Raw genomic sequence first — 18,323 nt, 5'->3', positions numbered from 1 at the left:
TGGAAACCCACGGTCACGCCGAAACCGGTGATCAGGTAGGCGACCACGGCCATGGTGGCGTCGAGCGCCGTAAGGCCCCAGCCCCAGGCGATCGGTACCGCCGCGATCAGGGCGATGAACGGCAGCGTGACGAAGACCCACAGCGTGGCCAGCGAGAACGTGGAGTGGGCGCCGTCGAGCAGGGGTTTCTGTTGGCGCCGCACCGCCGCCGGTCGGGTCGGTGCTGCTGTGGTCTCAGTGTCCATACAGTGGGCTCCTCGTCACACTCGGCCACCAAAGGATCACACACGGTGGCGTTGTGCGCGGTACCCCGTCACGCCGCGAGGTAACCGACCGTCAGCGGTTCGAGGCGCCCGCCGTCGTCACTCCGAGGCCGGCCAGACAGAACTCCCACGTCGTCTCGCCGATGTCGGCGCCGGCTTCCGGGTCCGGTGCGAACGCGTACTGATGGAAGACGGCTCGCACCAGCAGGTTCATCATCTCCGCGGTGGGATCGACGTCGGCGGGCGGGGCGATCCGGCCCGCCGCGCGCGCGGCGCGGATCTCGTCGGCCAGTAGCCCGACGAACGGTTGAGTCGCCTGCTCGATCTCGGCCGGGTAGAGCTCGGCCAGCCGCCAGTGCTCGGCGACGATGAACCGCGACGTGCTCGTCGGCGGCCAGGCGGCGCCGGCCCCCACCGAGGACAGAGCGGCCAGCACGTGCAGGCGCAACCGGGCCAGCGGGTCGGCCACCTCGCGCGTCCGCTCGCGGTAGCGGGCCACCTGCTCGGTGACGATGTCCTCGATGACCGCGAGCAGGAGCTGGTCCTTCCCCGGGAAGTGCCGGTAGAACGTCTTGATCGCGACGCCGGCCTCCTTCACCAGCTCCTGCGTGGTGAACGAGGCGCCGCCCCGGAGAACCAGCCGTTTTCCGGCCTCGACGATCACGCGGTCCACACCGACCACCTCCCGCCGTAGGCAGCCAATGTAGAACGTGATTATCCCACTTGGATAGATGTTGACATTTCGAAATGTGGTCTGTCAGTCTTCCGGACTTGAACGGGCCGGTCGGTCCGAAACAGACACCTGGAGGACGCCATGCCGGTGAGCAAACCGAGCGAGCTGCCGAAGGGCGGCGGCGGTCGATGGCCGGCCAGCGGCAGCGGCTTCCGATCCGCCCACTGGGGCGACATGGAGGTCGGCTACACCACCACCGAGCCGGTCGACTGCACCCCCGGGTACCAGGGTCTGCCCGGCGGCGTCTGCCCATGCCCGCACTACGGCTACGTGTTCAAGGGGCGGCTCCGCGCCATCTATCCCGGCACGGACCTGCCCGACGAGGTCGCCGCGACCGGCGACGTCTACTTCTTCCCGGCCGGTCACAGCCTGATCTACGAGGAGCCGAGCGAGGTCCTGGAGATCAACCCGGCCGCGGCGCTCCAGCAGGTCATGGCGCACTTCGAGTCCCTCGCCGGTACCGGACGCCTGGCGGTGGACGGCGGCTGATCACCGGCCGAGCGCGAACCCCCGGTAGCCGTCGGCGGCGATCTCGTCGGCCAGCTTCACGTAGTTCTTCAGGCCACCCGCGTACGGGATGAAGTACCGCGTCCCGTCGGCGTTGCTGTGGGTCATGTAGTTCCGGACGTGCCGCCGGAGCAGCGGCGCGGACGTGCGGTCGAGGACGGCCGTCCAGTCCCGCTGACCGTCCTCGGTGGGTTCGATCGTGCGGTGGCCCGTGCGCCGGAGATGGCCGATGCAGTCCGCGGATGCATACAGTGTGAACTCTGCTGCGGAGGTACCCGTGAGTGACCGCTTCGACCTGTCCGGACGCGTCGCCGTCGTCACCGGCGCCGGCAGCGGACTCGGTGCCGGAACCGCCGTCCGGCTCGCGGCGGCCGGCGCGCACGTCGCCTGCGTCGACGTGTCCGGCGCGAACGCGGACGACACCGCGAAGCGCATCGCCGACGCGGGTGGCGCGGCCGGCGCCTACGCCGTCGACGTACGGCACAAGCCCGACGTCGACGCGCTGCTGGACGAGGTCGCCGCCACCCACGGCCGCGTCGACGTCGTGGCCAACTTCGCCGGGATCATCCGCACCGGCCCGGTCGTCGACATCACGGTCTCCGACCTCGACGCGGTCTTCGACGTCAACCTCAAGGGGACGCTGTTCGCCTGCCAGGCCGCCGCCCGCCACATGGTTCCGCGCGGCTCCGGGTCGATCATCAACGTCGCCTCGGCCGCCGTCGACTTCGCCGCCCGCAACAACGGGGTGTACTCGATGTCGAAGGTCGCCGTCGCGCAGCTGTCCCGCACGCTGGCGTCCGAGCTCGGCGGCGCCGGCATCCGCGTCAACGTGCTCGCACCGGGCTTCGTCGCCACCGCGATGACGAACCGGCACTTCACCGCGCCGGACGGCAGCCCCGACGAGCAACGGCGCGACGCCGTCCTCGCCGGGCACCGGAAGTCCACCCCGCTCGGCTCGATCTGCGAGCCCGAGGACGTCGCCGACGCGGCGCTCTACCTCGCCTCCGACGCCGCGCGCTTCGTCACCGGCCAGATCCTGCGGATCAACGGCGGTGTGGCGATGCCGTTATGAAGCCCGCGCCGAGCCGACCGCACAACTGGGGCCGGTGGGGCGACGACGACGAGCGCGGAGCGCTCAACGTCCTCGGCCCGGAGCAGGTCCTCCGCGCGGCCGCCGCGGTCACCACCGGGCAGGCCTACAGCCTGGGCATTCCGATCCAGCAGCGCGACGTGCCGCTGCTCGACTACCGGGGCACCCGATGCGGCTGACGCTCCAGGACTCCACCGACGACCGGCTGTACCCGCCGGAGCTGGGCTGCGACGTCGGCACCGGCATCGACAAGGTCGGCGGGGTGGCCGCGCGCGCCGTCCTGCTCGACCTCGTGCGCCACTTCGACGACGCCGATCTGATCACCACATGGCTCGAAGACGGAGACTTCGCCGGGACTGATCTGACCACTGGTCAGTGGCCACGTGGATCCACGCCTAGCCCATAGAGGGCTCCGATTCGGGTTCGCCCGATAGTGAGCCGTTGACGGTCGCGACTCCTACGACGTCGACGGGGAAGAGGCGCTCACCGCGTGCGGGAGCTGGGAGTACACCGGCGGTTACACCAACGTGTGGTGAAAAGCCCAGAGCCCGTACCCGGCCGACCGGCCGGGTGCGGGCCCTGGTTCGAGGCTTACAGCGGGCGGATGTTGGCCGCCTGCGGGCCCTTCTGACCCTGGGTGACGTCGAACTCGACGGCCTGCCCGTCGGTCAGCTCCTTGTAACCCTGGGTCTGGATCGCCGAGTAGTGGGCGAAGACGTCCGGTCCGCCCCCGTCCGGGGCGATGAACCCGAAGCCCTTCTCTGCGTTGAACCACTTCACGGTGCCAGTAGCCATTGCGGTATTTTCCTCCGGAAAGCAGGCCCGTTGTGGACCATCGGACACCAGGCTGCCAGGCCGGAGCCCGGAGTCAAAATTTCCTGCGGAGAATTTTACCTCTCGGCGTGTCGGGCCCGCCGACCTGGTAGGGCCCGATCAGCCCGCGAAGGCGCCCGAACGGAGCCCCGTGAGGCGGAGATGAGCGGCGCCGCCCGATAGAAGGACACCGTGCGAACGAACCCACTGACCTCCGGCCCGTCGGCGCGCTCCGGCATCGCCCCCTTCCACGTGATGGACGTGTGGGCCGCCGCGGCCGAGCGGCAGCGGACCCGGGGTGACCTGATCAACCTGTCCGCCGGGCAGCCGTCCACCCCCGCGCCCGCTCCGGTCCGCGCCGCCGCTGCGGCGGCGCTGGAGACCGAGGTCCTCGGTTACACGGTCGCGCTCGGCATCCCCGAGCTGCGCGACCGCATCGCCGCCCATCATCACCGCACCTACGGCATCGAGGTCACCCCGGACGACGTCGTCGTGACCACCGCCGGGTCGGGCGGGTTCCTCCTCGCGTTCCTCGCCGCGTTCGACGCCGGCGACCGCGTGGCCATGGCCCGCCCCGGCTACCCCTGCTACCGCAACATCCTCCGCGCGCTCGACTGCGAGGTCATCGAGCTGCCCTGCGGGCCGGAGACGCGCTTCCAGCCGACCGTGGCGATGCTGGACGCGCTCGACGAGCCGGTGAAGGGCCTGATCGTGGCTAGCCCGGCCAACCCGACCGGCACGGTGCTCGACCCCGGCGAGCTGGCCGCGCTCGCCGGCTACTGCGACGAGCACGGGATCCGCCTGGTCAGCGACGAGATCTACCACGGCCTTCGGTACCCGGGCTCCCCCGCGACGACCTCCGCGTGGGAGACGTCACGCGAGGCGATCGTCGTCAACTCGTTCTCGAAGTACTTCTCGATGACCGGCTGGCGACTCGGCTGGCTGCTGGTGCCCGAGGTCCTGCACCGCGCGGTCGACCGGCTGACCGGCAACCTGACGATCTGCCCGCCCGCGCTGCCGCAGTACGCCGCCGTCGCCGCGTTCGAGCCCGAGTCGTACGCCGAAGCGAACTCACACGTCGAGCGGTACGCCGCCAACCGCGCGCTGCTGCTCGACGGGCTACCGCGGCTGGGCATCGACCGGCTCGCGCCCGCCGACGGCGCGTTCTACGTCTTCGCCGACGTCGGTCATCTGACCGACGACTCGATGCGGCTCACCTACGAGCTGCTCGACGAGACCGGCGTCGCGGTCGCTCCCGGCGTCGACTTCGATCCGGTCGACGGGCACCGGTACGTCCGGCTCTCGTTCGCCGGTGCGACCGCGCCGATCGAGGAGGCCCTGGAGCGGCTCCGCCCGTTCGTCGCGAGGCGGGGGTAGTCCCCACGGTGTTGCGCATTCGGGACCGCTGAACTGAAACCGGTTCTAGTATTCTGGCGTGCGGAAACTGATCGTCGTCCTGCACCGCGCTGAGCTCGGTGCCCGTCTGCTGGCGGCCCCCTTCCGGAAGGCGCTGGCCGCCGCGGGGTCCACCGCCGTCCAGGTCAACCTCGACGACGCCGACGTGGCGCCCGCGCTGCGGTTCGGGCCCGGGGAGCCGGTCACCGCGCTGGTCTCGATCTGGACCGGCGGGGACCCCGGCGACGCCGTCACCGCCGTCGCGGAGGCGGCGGGCGAACCGGTCCCCCACGCCTACCGGGTCACCGAACGCGTGCGCCTCGATCCGGCGGCGGTGCCCGACGGCGCCCGTGCCGACGCGTTCGCGCAGGTCGCGCTGCTCCGTCGCCCCACGTCGATGACCAGGGACGAGTACCTGGAGTACTGGATGGTGCAGCACACGCCGATCGCGATCCGCACCCAGGGCACGGTCTGCTACATCCAGAACATCGTCGAGGAGGCCCTGACGCCGTCGTCGCCGCCGATCGCGGGGATCGTCGAGGAGCATTTCCCGATGGCGGCGCTGACCGACCCGCACGCGTTCTACGGCAGCCACGGCGACGAGGCCGAACTCCGGCGCCGCACGAGCGAGCTGATGGCGAGCGTCGCGAGATTCGGCGCCGACCAGGGGCTGGATCTGGTGCCGACGAGCCGCTACTCCTGGACGCTCTGAACGCCGGCCGCTGACGGGTCAGCGGCCGGCGTCCGGTGATCACTTGCTGACGAGCGACCCGCAGAGCGGCGAGGCTTTCGGCTCCGGGACGAACGCCTGGCCGGTGAGCTTCAGGAAGTACAGGCAGAGCTTGTCCGCCGAGGTCGTCGTGAAGTCACGGGGCAGCGCGAACAACCCGTCGGCCGTCCACGTCTTGTCGTTCCGGATCGTGGACAGCAGCTTCTCCTGCGTCGCGTCGCACCCGGCGAGGTCCAGGCCGTGGAGGAGCAGGTCGGTGGTGAGCCACCCCAGCGACTGGGCGAAGCTCGGGATGCCCGACTCCGAACCGGCGTGGTCCTTGAGTGCCTTGGACAGCCGCAGCGCGCCCGGCGTCTTCAGTTCGACCGGCGCCCATCCGGTGGAGAACGAGACGCCCTGACCGGCCTGCACGGCCGGCCCGGATTTGAGGAGATCCGCGCCGTAGCCGGTCGACGACAGAATCCCCTTCAACGGGTAGCCGGCCTGGCGAAGACCCGCGACGATCGCGAACCCGGTGTCCGGGTTGACGGTCAGCGTGAGGACGTCGGCTTTCGACTCGATGATCCCGAGCACGATCGCGCCCACGTCGGTGCTACCCGCGGGAACGGTCGAGTTGACGTAGCCGCGCTGCAACCCGGCGGCATCCGCGGACCGGAGCGCGTAGTCCAACCCGCCCTTGCCGGCCGGATTGTCGTACGCGACGCCGGCGATCTTCGTGCCGCCGAGGCTCTTGAAGTACTCGCCGTGCGTCGCGAAAGTCTTGTCGTACTCCGGGACGATGCTGGCCGGGAGCAGGTTGTTCGTGGTGTCCGTCCACTGCTTCGCGCCGTCGAAGCCGCCGCCGGAGACCGGCACCTTCTTGCCGATCGTCGTCATGAACGGCGCCGCACCGTAGAAGACGGGGCTGCCCTCGACGATGGCGTAGACCTTGTCCTGCTGGACGAGCTTCTGGGAGGCGGTCAGGGCGCCCTGCGGCGACGACTGATCATCGGCCTTGACGAGCGTGAACGTCTTGTCGGCGCACTTGCCGCCGTCCTCCTTGTAGGCCGCGAGCCGCGCTTCGACTCCCCCTGGGTACGCAGCGAACGCCGAGCTCAACGGACCACTGAGCGGCGCCAGGACGCCGAGCGTGATCTCGTCCGAACCCTGCGAGGTCTCCTCTCCGCACGCCGTCACCGCGAGCGCGAGGACGAACGCCGTCCCCGCAGCTAATAACGCCTGTCTCCGCATGCTCCACGCATCCTCTCCGACGCCTGGCGATCAGTGGCCGCCATCCTTACATAGATTGCAATGTTTTACAGGAAGTGAGCCACGGCCAGCCGCACCATTGTGGACACTTCGCGCCCTCCCAGCACCTACTCTTTGCTCTGGGTGAAGGAGCGATTACAGGACGGGAGTTCAGGCCAGTGGGGGAAACAACGGACGAGCCGTCCGCTGTCCGCCGGGCCGCCCTCTTAGGGCTCGAGATCGCCGGCGTCGAACGCCAGTTGCACCACCTGACCGACCTGCTCAAGCAGCTGAGACGGAACCAGCGGGCATGGCTCGTCGGCGCTCAGGGCGAGCGCGACGTCATCCGCGTCCTGGTCGACATGGACGACACCGGCTGGCACGTTCTACCCGACCGGCGGTGGCCCGGTACGCGACGCGCCAACATCGACGTCCTGGTCGTCGGTCCCGGTGGGGTCTTCGTCATCGACGTCAAGAACTGGCGCGAGGCTCGCCTGGAACGCGGCCGCCTGTGGCGCGGCGAGGCGGACGCCGACGACGAGGTACGCAAGCTCCTCGACCAGAGCGACGCCGTCGAACAGGTGCTCGTCGATACCGGCCTGCCGCCGACCGAGGTGATACCGCTCCTGGTCCTTGCCGGCCGACGCAACACCACGGCGCAGCTCGACCGGATCACGATCCTCGGTGAGCAGGATTTGACCCGCTACCTCGTACACCGCGGCGCGCGCCTGAGCCCCGCGCTGGTCGAGCGTCTCCTGGAGTGCCTGGACCGGGACTGCCCGCCGATGGAAGCCGGTGCCACGACACCGAGTCCGCGCCGCCACAGCCCACCCACCCCGGCACGAGACTCCGCCCCGGCCCCTCAATCCGCGCTGTTCAGCCAGAAGGAGGTGTGGGACGCACTCTTCGACGCCGTCGCGCAGGAACCGATCGAGTCGTGGATGACCTGGCTGCATCCCGCGCAGGCCCGTCTGATCGGTCGCCCGACGTCAGGGCCGGCGCGCATCCGTGGGGCCGCAGGAACGGGCAAGACCGTCGTTGCCCTCCACCGCGCCCGGTACCTGGCGGCCCGCGGCGAGCGGGTGCTCTTCACCTCGCTGGTCCGCACCCTGGCGCCGATCAATCGCGCGCTGCTCACGCGGATGGCCCCCGATCATGTACGGCGGGTCCAGTTCACGACCGTGCACGCTCTCGCGATGCGATGCCTGCGGGACCAGGGCCTGCACGCGCCCTACGAGCAGAGGGCCGCCGACACCTGCTTCGCTCTGGCCTGGGCACGGGTCGGTCGTCCGTCCTCCCTGGGCCAGTTCGGCGTGCCGACCGACTACTGGCACGAGGAGGTCTCGACCGTGATCAAGGGCCGAGGCCTGACCGAGTTCGAGCAGTACGCCGAACTGGCGCGGGTGGGGCGACGCATCGCCCTGCAGCCGACGCACCGTGCCGCCGTCTGGGACCTGTACGAGCGGTACGAGCGGCTGCGAAAGGAACGCGGCGTGCTGGACGGCAACGATGTCCTGCTCACGGCTCGCGACGTCGTCCGAGAGAGGTCGCTCCGCGAGTTCGACGCGGTCATCGTCGACGAGGTGCAGGATCTGACCTGCGTCGGACTTCAGCTGTTGCACGCGTTCGTCGGTGACAAACCGGACGGTCTGCTGATCGTCGGCGACGGCCAGCAGTCGATCTATCCGGGCGGGTTCACGCTCTCGGAGGCCGGCGTTTCCGTCGTGGGCCGCTCCACCGTGCTCTCGCGGAACTACCGCAACCGGGAGGAAATCCTGCGGTACGCCCAAGAACTGATCGTCGAGGACACCTTCGAGGATCTCGACAAAACACCGGAGCACGCTCACCGTGACGTGAGCGTCGAGCGGCCCGGCGGCGACATCCGAGCGGTGTACGTTCCGGGTTCCGCAGCGCAGGAGTCCGCGCTGTGCGAGCACCTGATCCGGTTGCGGGACGAGCAGGGCGTCCGCCTGGGCGACAGCGCGGTACTCGTGCCGACGAACGCCGAGGCCGGCCGATGGCACCGCGTCCTGGAGGCACGAGGCCTACCGGCGATGTCGCTCGAGGCCTACGACGGGACGACGTCCGACGCGGTGAAGGTCGGGACGTACCACCGCGCGAAGGGCTTGGACTTCGCCCACGTCTGCATTCCCGACCGTGACCTGTTCCCTCGGGCGAGGCGACCGGCTGAGCCCGCCGAGGTCTACGCCGAGCGCGCCGCGCTCGAGCGGCGGCAGCTCTACGTGGCGTTGACGAGGGCACGCGACAGCCTCTGGATCGGCCTGCGCGGGACGGCCCCTCAGGACGAGTGACCGGCCGGTTCCCACCACGCGAACGGCGGCCCGTCGGCGCGAGGGGCGCCGACGGACCGCCGTCAGTCGGGAGATGCGCTCAGCGCGTTCCGTAGAGGGCCGCGAGGCCCTGGTAGTCGCCGAGGCCCAGCGTGCGCTTGCCGGCCGAGCAGGTCGTGAGCGCCGGGGTCATGACCGCGCTGGCGTTGGCGGTCTGGTTGACGTGGTTCAGGCCCAGCGAGTGGCCACGCTCGTGCAGGACGACGGACTGCAGGTCGTAGGCGCCGCTGCAGTTCGCGGTCGAGGTGAAGAACTTGTACTGGGTGTTCAGCGCGGTGTCGGTGCCGGTGACGGTCTTCTTGCCGTTGACCGTCTTGAAGTAGGTGCAGGTCATGCCGAGCCAGCGGCCGCTGCCGGCGCGCCAGCCGATGACGTTGCGGCCGTCGTTGCCGATGCAGTTGCCCGCGGCGCCGACCTGCACCGGGGCCGAGGACTGGCCGGCGTAGGACGGGACCAGCGCGAGGCGCTTCTGACCACAGGCCGTGCTCAGCGCGGTGGTACCGGCGCTGATCGCCGACGCGGCGGTTCCGGCCACGGCGGCCGGCGCACCGGCCGGGTTGTAGTACCAGGTGAAGCCGGGAAGCTTCCAGCCGGCGAGCGCGTAGGCGCGGTCGGTGCAGGTCTTGGCCGCGGACGGGCGGCTGGTGACGGCGGTGACGGCCTGCGCCTCGGCGTGCTCGTCGGCGTCCTCGTCGTGGGCGTGGGCGTCGGTCTTGACGATGACCTTGCCGTCGGCGCCGCGGGTGACGGTGAGCGAGATGTCGCCCGAGGTGCTCTGGGCGGCGGCCTGGACACCCTCGCCGGCGGCGGGGATGCGGACGGTCAGCCCCTGGTAGCTGACGTTGCGACCGTCGTTGGTGACGTGCTCGTCAGCGTGAGCGTGCGCATCGGCGTGGCCGGCGGCGACGTGGCCGGCGGCGACGTGGCCGGCGGCGACGGGGGCGGCGGCGATACCTGCGACGACCGCGGCAGCGGCGGCGACGGTGGCAAGCGCGGCGACCGTGGTGGTCGGGGCGGGAGCGGACCGGAAGGGAAGCAGGTTACGCATGCCCTCTTCGTCGGAGGGACCGAGTGCGCGGGGCGGTGCGGAAAAGTTTCCGCTCGGGAGCCCGGCCCTGGCCGGGCCTCCGGCTCCCGATCAGCAACCGTCAGTCGAGGCGCACGGCCGCGCGGAGCCGACCCGGCTCGACCCCGAGCCGGGTCAGGACGCTGGTCAGCCCGGCGCTGTCGGCGTCGAGCGCGCCGAGCAGCAGCCGGTCGGACAGGCGGGACGGGGAGGCGTCCCAGCAGCGACCCAGCGCGCGGTGCAGCGCGCGTTTGAGCTGCGGAGTCATCGGTGGATCGCAGAGTGGGCCGCGGGGCCGGAGATTCCAGCCGACGGGGCCGCTGTAGAGCTGGTGCACCGCGTCCGGCCCGAAGCTCTCTTCTACCTGCCGTCGGATCTGCGCCAGATCGATGCCGAGCGTGCCCAGCAACGCCTCGGCGTCCCAGCGGGGTCCATCACCGTCACCGGCGGCGACGACCTGCCGGACGGCGAGCCGCGCCGACGCCGGGGTCACGGCGTGCTCCGCCAGCAGCCCGGAGTCGGTGCGGGCGAGGGCTATCAGCAGGTGCTCGACGCCGACGTAGCCGTGGCCCGCCCACGCCGCCTCTTCCCGCGCGGCGGTCAGGATCGGGCCGACCGGCCGGCCGATACTCGTCGTCGGCGGGCGTCGCTGCCGCCTGCGGATCATGACCGCCTCCGCCCCGGGAACCGCCTCGCGCCGTACTTCCTGTGCACCGACTGCCGGGTGATGCCCAACGTGGCGGCGATCCGCTCCCAGGTCCAGCCCTGCGAGCGCGCCGACGACACCTGCAGGGCTTCCAACTGGTCCAGCAGCTCCCGCAGCGCGACGATCGCGGCCAGCCCGACCTCCGGGTCGTCGTGCGCGGCCGCCGCAGCCAGCTGTGTCGCGTTCCCCATCGTGTCAGCCTGGGCTGACAAATTCTGGTTGTCAACGGGCGAGGGCCGTCACGCGGCTGTCGTCCGAACCGATTGCATTTACGAGACCCAGAGCCCTTCCAAATGCAATCCGCTCAAGTCTCAGTCGAGGATCGCGGTGGCCTCGACCTCGACCAGCAGGTCGGGCTCGCCCAGCGCAGACACGCCGAGCAGCGTGATCGGCTTGACCGGGTCGACACCGAGCTTCGCGGCCGCCCTGGCCACCCCTTCGCCCAGCAGCGGCAGCTTCTCCGGCGACCAGTCGACCGCATAGATCGTCAGCTTCGCCACGTCGTCGAACGACCCGCCGATCGCGGCCATCGCCGTGCCGACGTTGAGGTAGGCCTGTTCGACCTGCGCGGCCAGGTCGCCCGCACCGACCGGGCTCCCCTCCGCGTCGCGGGCCACCTGCCCGGCCAGGAACACCAGCCTCGAGCCCGTGGCGATCGACAGCTGCCGGTACACCTCGGGTTTCGGCAGTCCGTCCGGGTTGACGAGTTCCACAGCCATGACGTGCTCCTCACTCGTGCGGGTTCATTGAAGCTAAACATAGCATTGCTATGTATAGTTGCACCGTGGTCAGGACAAAAAATCCAGCGGTCCGCACGCAACTGATCGAGCGCGCCGCGCAGATGCTGCGCGTCCGGGAGCCGGTCACGCTGCGCTCGGTCGTCGCGGGCACCGGTTTGTCGACGATGGCCGTCTACACCTACTTCGGTGGCATGGACGGTCTGTGGCGGGCGATGCGCCAGGAAGGGTTCACCCGCCTGGCCGCCAAGCTCGACGCGGTCTCGCTGACCGAGGACCCGGTCCAGGACCTCGCCGCCCTCGGCTCCGCCTACGTCGCGAACGCCCTCGCCGACCCCGACCTCTACCGGGTGATGTTCGACGCCGGCTTCGAACTGGAGAACCCCGCGGCCGCGGACGAGTCCCTGCACAGCCTGGTGAGCGCCGTCGAGAGGGCCAAGGGCGCCGGGCGGTTCCGCGCCGACGTCGATCCGCTGGCGGTCGCTACCCAGAGCTGGGCCGTCGGCCACGGGCTGGTGTCGCTGGTGGCCACCGGCCCGCTACCGCCGCAGGCACTCGATCACGGCGCGTCGATCCTCACCGCGCTGTTCACCAGCTGCGGCGACGGCCCCGAGACCTGCCGCCGCTCAGTCGGGCTCGGCTGGCGCCCGACCGCGACCGGGTGAACCGCGCTCCAGAGCGGCCGCCTGCTCGCAGAGGAACAGCCCGGACAGGTGCGCGGCCAGGCTGCTACCCCCCGACGGCGGCGTGCGCCAGCTGATTCCGAAGCGACCGGCCGCGTCCCGGTTGCTCCAGGCGGCCTCCGACGAGCGGAGCAGGACGGCCCGGCAGCGCGGACGGTTCCGCGCCCCGAGGTACCGCGCACAGATGCCCCGGAACATCGCGCCGTCGCCGTCCCCCTCGTCCTGCAGGACGCCGTCCTGGCACAGATGTGTGACGACGGCGTCCGTGGTGGCGTCCGCGCGGGCGGTGTGCCGCGGGTCGCCGGTGAGCGCGGCCAGCTCGTCGTGGGCCCCGATCAGGACTCCGTGGGTGTAGGTGAACAGCCAGTCGCGGTCGACGTGGTCGTCGCCCCGCCGACCGATCCCGTCCCAGACCAGGCCGGTGGCGTGATCGACCAGCGTGTTGTCGATCCACTCCACGATCCGCTGCGCCCAGCGGAGATCCGCGGGGTCGCCGTACCGGCGGTGCAGCCGCGCGGCCAGGATCGCGGCCGGTCCGTTCGCCGGAACGTTCTTGTAATCACGCTGGCCGCGGGACCAGGAGATTCCTCCGCCGTGCGTGTCGCTCCAGCCGCCGATCAGGTGACGCCACAGTCCACGCGCCAATCGGCCGGTGCCCGCGCCCACGGCATCAGCCCGGAGTAACGCCAGCGCCATCCACGCGACGTCGTCGTAGTAGTCGTTGACCAGCCGGCCCGCCCGGACCAGGCGCAGGCCCGCGACGAACGCCCGGATCCGGCGCGCTCCGGCGACGGTCGGCGCCCGCAACTGTGCGTCGACCAGAGCGTCCAAAGCCTGGGCTTGCCACCAGTAGGCCAACCGCAACCGATCTCCCGCCGCAGGCGGGTCGGCCGGCCGGAACAGACCGGTCCACCCGCTGCGGTACCGCTCGAGCAGGACGGCATGGGCGGCCTCCGCCCGCTCGGCCCAGGTCACCGGACGGAGCGGATGCCGACGAGGATGAGATCGATGCCGGCCAGAAACTGTTCGCGGTCGTCGTGGTCGGCCAGCTGCGCGGCCATCCGGTGCACGAACGGGTACTCGGCCGGGTCGAGTTGCGTCCACCGCGTGGCGACGGTCCCGAGGAACGCGGTCCGATCGGTGTCGCGCGGGAGGAGCCGAGCGCCTGCGGCGTACTGTCCGGCGAGGCCGAGGATGTAGTTCACGAGCGCGGACACGCAGTTGAACTGCGCTTTTTGGGGGACGCCGAGCGCCTCGAGCCGCCCGCCGATGCCCTCGAGGATGCGCACTATCGCGGGCTGCCACGGCTCGCGCGAGAGCTGGGCACCCACCCAGGGGTGCGCGTCGATCGCGTCGAACACCCCGAGGGCCATCGACCGGATCGCGTCCCGCGGCTCGGCGCCGCTGACCACCTCGGTCAGGACGCCGGCCACGACCTGGTCGGTGGCGGCGGCGAGCAACTCGTCCTTGTTGGCGACGTGCCAGTAGATCGCCCCGGCCCCGGTCGCGAGGCGGGCCGCGAGCGCGCGGAACGTCAGCGCGCTCTCCCCCTCGGTGTCGAGGATCTCGATCGCCGCCTCGACGATCCGCTCCTTAGAGAGCGCGTCCGTACGCCGTTCGCCGCGCTGTGTCCTGGCCCTCATGAGCACCATCTTGACACAGTTGGAACGTCGTTCCACGCTGGTCTATGGAACAACGTTCCAGACGACCTTCAGGAGAGAGCGATGACAAAGACCCCGGTCACGATCGTCGGTGCGGGCCTCGGCGGCCTCACCCTCGCGCGTGTCCTCCACGTCCACGGCATTCCCGCGACGACCTACGAGGCGGAACCGTCCGCGGCGGCCCGCACGCAGGGCGGCCAGCTCGACATCCACGAGTACAACGGGCAGCTCGCGCTGGAAGCGGCCGGCCTCACCGACCAGTTCCGCGCGATCATCCACGAGGGCGCACAGGCCTCCCGCGTGCTCGACCGGCACGGCACCGTGCTGCTCGACGAGCCCGACGACGGCACCGCCGGGCGCCCCGAGGTGCTTCGGGGCGATTTGCGGCGGATCCTCCTCGAATCCCTGCCCCCGGAGACGATCCAGTGGGGTCGCAAGGTCGCCGGTGTCCGATCGCTCGGCGACGGCCGGCACGAGCTGACGTTCGCGGACGGATCGACGGTGACCACGAGCCTGCTGGTCGGGGCGGACGGCGCCTGGTCGAAGATCCGTCCGCTGCTCACCGATGCCACGCCCGCATACACCGGGACGACGTTCATCGAGACCTACCTGTACAACGCCGACGCCGCGACGGCCACAATCGTCGGTAGCGGTGCGATGTACGCGGGCGCCCCCGGGAAGGCGATCAACGCGCACCGCGAAGCCGGCGGTGTCTTGCACACCTACGTCCAGCTGAACCGCCCGGCGGAGTGGATCGCGGCTATCGACTTCACCGACGCCGCCGCCGCGACCGCGACGATCGCGGCCGAGTTCGACGGATGGGCGCCGGAGCTCACCGCGCTGATCACTGACGGCGACACCGCACCGGTCCCGCGGTTGATCCACACGCTGCCGGCCACTCACCGCTGGGCGCGCGTGCCCGGGGTGACGCTGCTCGGCGACGCCGCTCACCTGATGCCACCGTCCGGCGAGGGCGCGAACCTGGCCATGTTCGACGGCTCCGAACTCGCGCAGGCGATCGCCGCGCACCCCGGCGACGTCGAAGCGGCGCTGACCGTCTACGAGGAGGCGATGTACGCGCGCAGCGAAGCGGAGGCCGTGGACGCGGAGGAGATCCTCGAGATCTGCCTCGGCGAGGGAGCGCCGTACTCGCTCGCCGAGTTCTTCCGCAGCGCCCCGGAGTCACCCAGCCACGCCGGGAGGACGTGAGCTGCCTGAACGTGGTGCAGGTGGACCATGATGTCGTAGGTCCTGCCGAGCGAGGCCGGCCTGGCCGGCGCCGGCCAGTCGGTGCCGATCGAGCGGGTAGGTCGTGCCTCGTGGAGCCAGGCGCGCGGGTGGCGGTGCGCTGCGCAGGTCAAGGACGTAGTCCCGCAGGGCCACCCAGTCCAGGATGTACTCGTTGCTCCCCGGGTCGGCCGAACCGACCGTGACGGGACCCAGCTCACCGGTGACGCCGTACGCGTTGAACGAACCGTGGTGAAACGTGACGCCGATGCTGACGTACCGCGCGGCGAGCCGATCGCGGAGGTACGCGCCCTGCATGCCGCGACTGCAGCAACTGACCGACCCGACCCGACCGCCCGACGGGGGGTCAAAATTCAGCGACCGCACCAGGTCGCGCCTCACAGGGGTCAATTCTCAAGCCCGACCCGGGGTCATATTCAGAGACCGTTGACAGACAGCTAGCCCCTCCGGCGCTGGGTAGAGCTGCCTCCACAGTGGCGCCGAGTCCTACGCGGGTCGCCGGCCAATGGCCGAGTCCTTCACGGCCTGCGGGGCGACTTGGTCGGACCGCTCCGGAATCGTCACCGCGACCTCGCGGCGCCGCGAGGTCGCAGCGCCGCGACCTTGCAGCGCCGCGACCTTGCAGCGCCGCAGCGCGGCGCTGGTCGAGGGATGAGAGCAGGCCTTGTCGGCCACGATCCGGTCCGGTCGGTTCCGCGGCTGACGGGGCCACCGAAACATCGCCGAGCAGCGGTTGTTTCGGGCCTGACCGGCGGTCAGACCAGAAAGCCCGGCCCGGCCCTCGGCGTCGACGGCGAGGTGGATATTGCTGCTCAGCCCGCCGCGGGACCGCCCGATCGCCTCACCCACGACCGCAGGTACCGCGACGGCCGCACGCGCGGGCCCCCTTCTTCGCCGTTCCCGGCGGACCCCAGCGGCCTGCTGATGCGCGCGAACGACACTGGAATCGACATGGAAGGTCCGCTCGATCTCACCGACCACGTCCCGTCCACAGTCCAGCGCCCGCCGCCGCTCATGGGCGCACTTCCAGATCGGTGGGCATGCCTGAGTGCCGGGCGGCGGGGTGCCGCCCGGCTGTTTCGGCTGCTGGGTCGCTAGTCGGGTGGGTCGAGGATGGTGCCGTCGGGTCGGCGGATGGTGAGTTCTCGTCCGTCGAATTCGAGGGTCCAGCCTTCGTCGTGGACGCGGTGGTGATGAAAACCGCACAGGAGGATGAGGTTGTTCATGTCGGTTGGTCCGCCGTGGGACCAGGGGATGATGTGGTGGGCTTGGGTCCAGTGCGGCGGCCGGGTGCAGTAGTGGAACCGGCAGCCCTGGTCCCGCACGACCAGGCCGCGCCGCATCGTGGGCGGCACCAGGCGGCTGCGGCGTCCGACCGCGATGGGGACGTCGTCGGGTCCGAGGACGATGCGGTTGATCGCGGCGTCGCAGGCGATCCGGTCGATCGCTTCGAGCGGGAGGGTGTCACCGAAGTCGGTGCGGCCGCCGTCACCGGGTCCGGGGACCCACCGGCTACCGGGAACCCAGACCCGGGGACCACGGCCGGAGCCGCCGGGGCGCGTGTCGGGACCGCCGGGTCCGCTGTCGGGGTAGTGGCGAGTGGGGGCCGCGGGTTCGGGTTGGTGCTGGGGGTCGGCGAGCCAGTCGGCGACCACGTCCCAATCCCAGTCGGTGACCCACTCCTGCTCCCCGTCAGCGTCGAGGGACCACTCGTCGTCCGGCCGGACCAGGATCTCGGACAGCGGAGCGCCCGGGGCGGAAACCGGGGTGTCGGCCAGGACGGTGCGGCCGGCCGGGGTGCGGCGCAGGTCGCTCGCGTGCACCAGCACCGTCAGATGCGGCTGCTCCCCGGCGGTGGTCGGAAGCTCACCGGTGTCCAGGATGTGCCGGATGAGGTCCCGCAGCGCGTCGTGGCGGCGTTCGGCCGCCGACCGCATGTCCTCCGGATCAGGCTTCGGCAGCGTCGCGAAGTAGGTCTGCAGCATCGCCCCGCATTCGGGCGACAGCGAGCCTTTCAGGTCCCAGATGTCGTCGTAGGTCTGACCCAGATACACCGCCCGTTCCGGTTCCGGCGGATGCTCCTTCGCCGGAAGCAGATGCTCGAGGATCCGTTTGGCGATCTGCCGCAACTCTGAGCAGCTGAGCCGGTGGGCGTTCTCGAACAACATCTCCTCAGCGACCGGCACCAAATCCGGATCCACCGCGTCGACCTTCCGGGCCAGCCACGCGGCGACTTTCACGTGTCCGAACGAGACCACCCCGGCGGACAACGCGGCGGCGAAACGCGGCAGAACCGGTAACCGGCGCGCGGTATCGACCAGAGCGCTGGCCTCACCGGAGGTCATCTTCAACGAGCCCTGCAGCCAGGCCTTCGTCGACGGGGCACCGTTGTAGGCCACCGCACCCCGGCGATGCACCGCACCGACCGCCTCGGCCAGCCCGGCCTGGGCCACCCGCACGATCTCTTCCCAGTCTTCTACCCGGCCGAGCTGCGCGCCATCGGGGAGCCCGCCGAGGTCTTCCCCGGCCAACTCCCGCAACACCGCCACACACTCGACCATCGAACTCATGTGCGAAATTCTATCGGCGCCCACCGACAGAAACCCGCTGTCCACAAGGGGCTTGACCACCGCGACTTCAGCCCCGGAGGGGCGGCCCACGCCGACCGGTGGCGGGCTACCGTCGAGGTCGAGACCTCGTGGGAGACCGCCGCCTGCTCGATCCGCGCCGCCCTGATCGACGCCGCCGAGGTCGGAGTGCGACGATCTGGCTGGCCGCGACGACTGGCCCAATGCGACGCCCCAGCCACCTGCGACAGCCCGGCCACCTGGAACGACCCGGCCACCCGCGACAGCCCGGCCACCTGCGACAGCCCGGCCGCCTGGGACTACCCGGCTACTTGGGACAGCCCGGCCACCTGCGACAGCCCGGCTACTTGGGACAGCCCGGCCGCGTGGGATGCCCCGGCCACTGGGACGACCCGGCCGCCTGTGCAGCGAGCCCGCGGCGCCCGCTCGCGGCCGCGGCCGCCGCGCCCCGCCGCACTCGCCGCCGGCGAGCGAGCGGAGAAGCTGCATCGCTGACGCTCACCGCCGGTGAGCGGGCGGAGAACC

At 70.8% G+C, this 18,323-nt stretch carries 23 protein-coding genes and 1 pseudogene; 10 read left to right on the top strand and 14 right to left on the bottom strand.

The window, feature by feature from the left end:
* A pseudogene (locus BUB75_RS43600) lies at nucleotides 1-245 on the bottom strand (acyl-CoA desaturase); the annotation flags it as partial.
* A 91-nt stretch (nucleotides 246-336) separates the two neighbouring features.
* Entirely contained in the window at nucleotides 337-936 is a 600-nt protein-coding gene (locus tag BUB75_RS43595; protein WP_218618138.1) for a TetR/AcrR family transcriptional regulator, read from the bottom strand.
* Between the two features lie 141 nt (nucleotides 937-1,077).
* Between BUB75_RS43595 and BUB75_RS43590 the strand changes: the two genes are divergently transcribed.
* Complete coding sequence (locus tag BUB75_RS43590) at nucleotides 1,078-1,485, top strand: cupin domain-containing protein (protein WP_073266723.1); 408 nt, start codon at nucleotides 1,078-1,080, stop codon at nucleotides 1,483-1,485.
* Here the strand turns inward: BUB75_RS43590 and BUB75_RS48370 are convergent, their stop codons facing one another.
* The gene (locus tag BUB75_RS48370) at nucleotides 1,486-1,611 is read right to left on the bottom strand and encodes a hypothetical protein (RefSeq protein ID WP_281248466.1); all 126 of its coding nucleotides are present in this window, start codon (nucleotides 1,609-1,611) and stop codon (nucleotides 1,486-1,488) included.
* A 169-nt stretch (nucleotides 1,612-1,780) separates the two neighbouring features.
* Between BUB75_RS48370 and BUB75_RS43585 the strand changes: the two genes are divergently transcribed.
* The 3 genes from BUB75_RS43585 to BUB75_RS43575 are packed head-to-tail and all read left to right on the top strand — an operon-like array spanning nucleotide 1,781 to nucleotide 2,999.
* Nucleotides 1,781-2,575 (top strand): SDR family NAD(P)-dependent oxidoreductase, encoded by a 795-nt coding sequence (locus tag BUB75_RS43585; protein WP_218618136.1) that lies wholly within the window; start codon nucleotides 1,781-1,783, stop codon nucleotides 2,573-2,575.
* On the top strand, nucleotides 2,572-2,772 hold the full coding sequence (locus tag BUB75_RS43580; RefSeq protein ID WP_073266719.1) for a hypothetical protein: 201 nt from the start codon (nucleotides 2,572-2,574) through the stop codon (nucleotides 2,770-2,772). Before BUB75_RS43585 ends, BUB75_RS43580 begins: the two co-directional genes overlap by 4 nt.
* A complete protein-coding gene (locus tag BUB75_RS43575) occupies nucleotides 2,763-2,999 on the top strand; it encodes a hypothetical protein (protein ID WP_073266717.1) in 237 nt (78 codons plus the stop codon). Before BUB75_RS43580 ends, BUB75_RS43575 begins: the two co-directional genes overlap by 10 nt.
* 185 nt (nucleotides 3,000-3,184) lie before the next feature.
* Here BUB75_RS43575 and BUB75_RS43570 read toward each other — a convergent pair whose 3' ends face one another.
* Nucleotides 3,185-3,388 carry a cold-shock protein gene (locus BUB75_RS43570; protein ID WP_073266715.1) on the bottom strand — a complete coding sequence of 68 codons (204 nt, stop codon included), beginning with the start codon at nucleotides 3,386-3,388 and terminating at the stop codon, nucleotides 3,185-3,187.
* Between the two features lie 273 nt (nucleotides 3,389-3,661).
* On the opposite strand from BUB75_RS43570, the gene BUB75_RS43565 reads away from it, so the two are divergent.
* Together BUB75_RS43565 and BUB75_RS43560 are read left to right on the top strand one after the other, a co-directional pair.
* Nucleotides 3,662-4,783, top strand: coding sequence for an aminotransferase class I/II-fold pyridoxal phosphate-dependent enzyme (locus BUB75_RS43565; protein WP_073266733.1), 1,122 nt, complete (start codon nucleotides 3,662-3,664; stop codon nucleotides 4,781-4,783).
* A gap of 58 nt (nucleotides 4,784-4,841) precedes the next feature.
* Entirely contained in the window at nucleotides 4,842-5,513 is a 672-nt protein-coding gene (locus tag BUB75_RS43560; protein WP_073266713.1) for an EthD domain-containing protein, read from the top strand.
* A 39-nt stretch (nucleotides 5,514-5,552) separates the two neighbouring features.
* On the opposite strand, the gene BUB75_RS43555 is transcribed toward BUB75_RS43560, so the two are convergent.
* The gene (locus BUB75_RS43555; protein ID WP_073266711.1) at nucleotides 5,553-6,761 is read right to left on the bottom strand and encodes an ABC transporter substrate-binding protein; all 1,209 of its coding nucleotides are present in this window, start codon (nucleotides 6,759-6,761) and stop codon (nucleotides 5,553-5,555) included.
* Between the two features lie 176 nt (nucleotides 6,762-6,937).
* On the opposite strand from BUB75_RS43555, the gene BUB75_RS43550 reads away from it, so the two are divergent.
* Entirely contained in the window at nucleotides 6,938-9,070 is a 2,133-nt protein-coding gene (locus BUB75_RS43550) for an NERD domain-containing protein (protein ID WP_073266709.1), read from the top strand.
* Nucleotides 9,071-9,149: 79 nt separating this feature from the next.
* On the opposite strand, the gene BUB75_RS43545 is transcribed toward BUB75_RS43550, so the two are convergent.
* The 4 genes from BUB75_RS43545 to BUB75_RS43530 all read right to left on the bottom strand — a co-directional run bounded on the left by BUB75_RS43545 (nucleotide 9,150) and on the right by BUB75_RS43530 (nucleotide 11,600).
* Nucleotides 9,150-10,157 (bottom strand): matrixin family metalloprotease, encoded by a 1,008-nt coding sequence (locus BUB75_RS43545; protein ID WP_084742541.1) that lies wholly within the window; start codon nucleotides 10,155-10,157, stop codon nucleotides 9,150-9,152.
* Nucleotides 10,158-10,257: 100 nt separating this feature from the next.
* A complete protein-coding gene (locus tag BUB75_RS43540; RefSeq protein ID WP_073266707.1) occupies nucleotides 10,258-10,842 on the bottom strand; it encodes a Clp protease N-terminal domain-containing protein in 585 nt (194 codons plus the stop codon).
* Nucleotides 10,839-11,072, bottom strand: a complete 234-nt coding sequence (locus BUB75_RS43535) for a hypothetical protein (protein WP_073266705.1) — start codon at nucleotides 11,070-11,072, stop codon at nucleotides 10,839-10,841. Before BUB75_RS43535 ends, BUB75_RS43540 begins: the two co-directional genes overlap by 4 nt.
* A gap of 120 nt (nucleotides 11,073-11,192) precedes the next feature.
* Nucleotides 11,193-11,600, bottom strand: a complete 408-nt coding sequence (locus BUB75_RS43530; protein WP_073266702.1) for a RidA family protein — start codon at nucleotides 11,598-11,600, stop codon at nucleotides 11,193-11,195.
* A gap of 65 nt (nucleotides 11,601-11,665) precedes the next feature.
* Here BUB75_RS43530 and BUB75_RS43525 point away from each other — a divergent pair, with 65 nt between their 5' ends.
* The gene (locus tag BUB75_RS43525; RefSeq protein WP_178380139.1) at nucleotides 11,666-12,283 is read left to right on the top strand and encodes a TetR/AcrR family transcriptional regulator; all 618 of its coding nucleotides are present in this window, start codon (nucleotides 11,666-11,668) and stop codon (nucleotides 12,281-12,283) included.
* On the opposite strand, the gene BUB75_RS43520 is transcribed toward BUB75_RS43525, so the two are convergent.
* Both BUB75_RS43520 and BUB75_RS43515 read right to left on the bottom strand, forming a co-directional pair.
* Nucleotides 12,245-13,276 carry a glycoside hydrolase family 76 protein gene (locus BUB75_RS43520; protein WP_073266699.1) on the bottom strand — a complete coding sequence of 344 codons (1,032 nt, stop codon included), beginning with the start codon at nucleotides 13,274-13,276 and terminating at the stop codon, nucleotides 12,245-12,247. The two genes, BUB75_RS43525 and BUB75_RS43520, sit on opposite strands and share 39 nt — an antisense overlap.
* Nucleotides 13,273-13,953: a TetR/AcrR family transcriptional regulator gene (locus BUB75_RS43515; RefSeq protein WP_073266698.1), complete on the bottom strand. Its 681-nt coding sequence runs from the start codon at nucleotides 13,951-13,953 to the stop codon at nucleotides 13,273-13,275. Before BUB75_RS43515 ends, BUB75_RS43520 begins: the two co-directional genes overlap by 4 nt.
* A gap of 72 nt (nucleotides 13,954-14,025) precedes the next feature.
* On the opposite strand from BUB75_RS43515, the gene BUB75_RS43510 reads away from it, so the two are divergent.
* On the top strand, nucleotides 14,026-15,171 hold the full coding sequence (locus tag BUB75_RS43510; protein WP_073266696.1) for an FAD-dependent oxidoreductase: 1,146 nt from the start codon (nucleotides 14,026-14,028) through the stop codon (nucleotides 15,169-15,171).
* On the opposite strand, the gene BUB75_RS43505 is transcribed toward BUB75_RS43510, so the two are convergent.
* The 3 genes from BUB75_RS43505 to BUB75_RS43495 all read right to left on the bottom strand — a co-directional run bounded on the left by BUB75_RS43505 (nucleotide 15,145) and on the right by BUB75_RS43495 (nucleotide 17,780).
* Nucleotides 15,145-15,507 (bottom strand): erythromycin esterase family protein, encoded by a 363-nt coding sequence (locus tag BUB75_RS43505; protein WP_073266694.1) that lies wholly within the window; start codon nucleotides 15,505-15,507, stop codon nucleotides 15,145-15,147. The two genes, BUB75_RS43510 and BUB75_RS43505, sit on opposite strands and share 27 nt — an antisense overlap.
* Before the next feature lie 189 nt (nucleotides 15,508-15,696).
* Nucleotides 15,697-16,191, bottom strand: coding sequence for a hypothetical protein (locus BUB75_RS48985; RefSeq protein WP_143175813.1), 495 nt, complete (start codon nucleotides 16,189-16,191; stop codon nucleotides 15,697-15,699).
* Between the two features lie 113 nt (nucleotides 16,192-16,304).
* Nucleotides 16,305-17,780, bottom strand: a complete 1,476-nt coding sequence (locus tag BUB75_RS43495; protein ID WP_073266690.1) for an HNH endonuclease — start codon at nucleotides 17,778-17,780, stop codon at nucleotides 16,305-16,307.
* Between BUB75_RS43495 and BUB75_RS45985 the strand changes: the two genes are divergently transcribed.
* Nucleotides 17,781-18,293, top strand: coding sequence for a hypothetical protein (locus tag BUB75_RS45985; protein WP_143175812.1), 513 nt, complete (start codon nucleotides 17,781-17,783; stop codon nucleotides 18,291-18,293).
* Nucleotides 18,294-18,323 lie beyond the last annotated feature (30 nt).

Source organism: Cryptosporangium aurantiacum, assembly GCF_900143005.1.
Classification (GTDB): Bacteria; Actinomycetota; Actinomycetes; order Mycobacteriales; family Cryptosporangiaceae; genus Cryptosporangium; species Cryptosporangium aurantiacum.
This window is presented reverse-complemented; position numbering and strand designations above follow the sequence as displayed.